Below are 1,601 nucleotides of genomic sequence, written 5' to 3'. Positions count from 1 at the left end.
ATGGCAATGCCGAGGCCAGGGTCTTTAATGGCCATGGTGAAAGTCGCCAGCCCTTCCGGGAAGTTGTGAATGGCGATGGCCAAAGCGGTCAGCATGCCCATCCGCATGAGTTTGGTCGAGTCCACCGGTCGGGAGGAAGCCTCCCGGATCTCTCCGACTCTATGCGGTTCATGAGGATTTTCTTCCGCCGGAACCAAGCGGTCTATAAGCGCAATCAAAAACATCCCGGCAAAAAAGGCCCCGGCGGTGGCCCAATCGCCTGCGCTGGGTCCCAGAACCTGCCCTAATGCTTCTCTGGCCTTCTGATAGATTTCGACCATTGAAACATAGATCATGACCCCGGCGGAAAAACCCAGCGCGACGGAAAGAAACTTGGTATTGTCGTTTTTGGTGAAAAAAACCAGCACACTGCCGATTCCGGTGGAAAGGCCCGCGGCCAGGGTCAAGGCAAAGGCGAACATGAAAGCAGAAGTATCCATTTGATTACCTCCATGCCTATAGTAAACCCTAGTATGAGGGTTTTGACAAATGCTTATGCTTATTTACGATGTCAAATGAATAAACCCCCGCCCAACGAAAACATGAGCCAATCCTGCCCCCATTTTTATGAACCTAGCCAACCCCGGCTCTTCGGAAATCACCTGTAGCTGGTTGTCAAATAGGACAGGGTTTTTCGCTGATTTTCATATACTATGAAAAAGTACAGCAGGATGCCGGACATCCTGCTGTACTTTCCAAATCAGCTTTCCGATATGGTTGCTAATTATGCCAGGAAAAGCTGGCGCTCAACCTTGCTGGTTTTTAATTCTCCGCTCCAGCAAAGCCTGCACTTTCAAAGGCAGGCCGAAAAGGTTGATGAATCCTTCGGCATCTTGGTGGCTGTAGAATTCATCCTGGCTGAAGGTGGCCAGTTGCTCATTGTAAAGAGAATAGGGTGATTGGGAGGCCACCGCTTCGCAACTGCCTTTATAGAGCTTGACCCTGACCGACCCGGTCACGGTCTTTTGAGTCTCGTTGATAAATGCATCCATGGCGTAGCGCAGTTTTGTGAACCAGTTGCCGTCATAAACCAGTTCGGCATATTTTACCGCCATCTGCTCTTTGAATTGCAGGGTGCGGCGGTCCAGGGTAAGCCGCTCCAGTTCTTCATGGGCGCGGTAAAGGATGGTTCCTCCCGGGGTTTCATACACGCCGCGGGATTTCATCCCCACCAGGCGGTTTTCCACCAGGCTGACGATCCCCACCCCATTGGCCCCGCCCAAGCGGTTGAGTTCACTCAAGAGTTCCACCGGGCCGTAATCCTTGCCGTCCAGGGATACCGGTTCGCCCTGCTCGAAGCCTATCTCCACATAGGCGGGTTTATCCGGGGCCTGTTCCGGCGGTACGGTCAACACCAGGACATCATCTTTGCGCTCGTTGGCGGGATCCTCTAGATTTCCGCCTTCGTGGGAGATATGCCACAGGTTGCGGTCGCGGCTGTAGATCTTTTCCTTACTGACCGGGATCTCCACTCCGTGAGCCAGGGCATAATCAATGGCGTCTTCCCGGGACTTGATGTTCCATTCCCTCCAGGGGGCTACAATTTTGAGGTCGGGATTCAA

At 53.0% G+C, this 1,601-nt stretch carries 2 protein-coding genes; both read right to left on the bottom strand.

Features of this window, described 5'->3' with window-relative positions; all coding sequences use genetic code 11:
- On the bottom strand, positions 1-479 hold a 479-nt coding region (locus tag B3W37_RS00675; RefSeq protein WP_483174486.1), incomplete at its 3' end, for a ZIP family transporter.
- Positions 480-785: 306 nt separating this feature from the next.
- Positions 786-1,601, bottom strand: an 816-nt coding sequence (locus B3W37_RS00670) for an argininosuccinate synthase (protein WP_483174485.1), incomplete at its 5' end; no start/stop codon positions are given.

It is taken from the genome of Syntrophomonas sp. UBA5494 (genome assembly GCF_002426325.1).
This window is presented reverse-complemented; position numbering and strand designations above follow the sequence as displayed.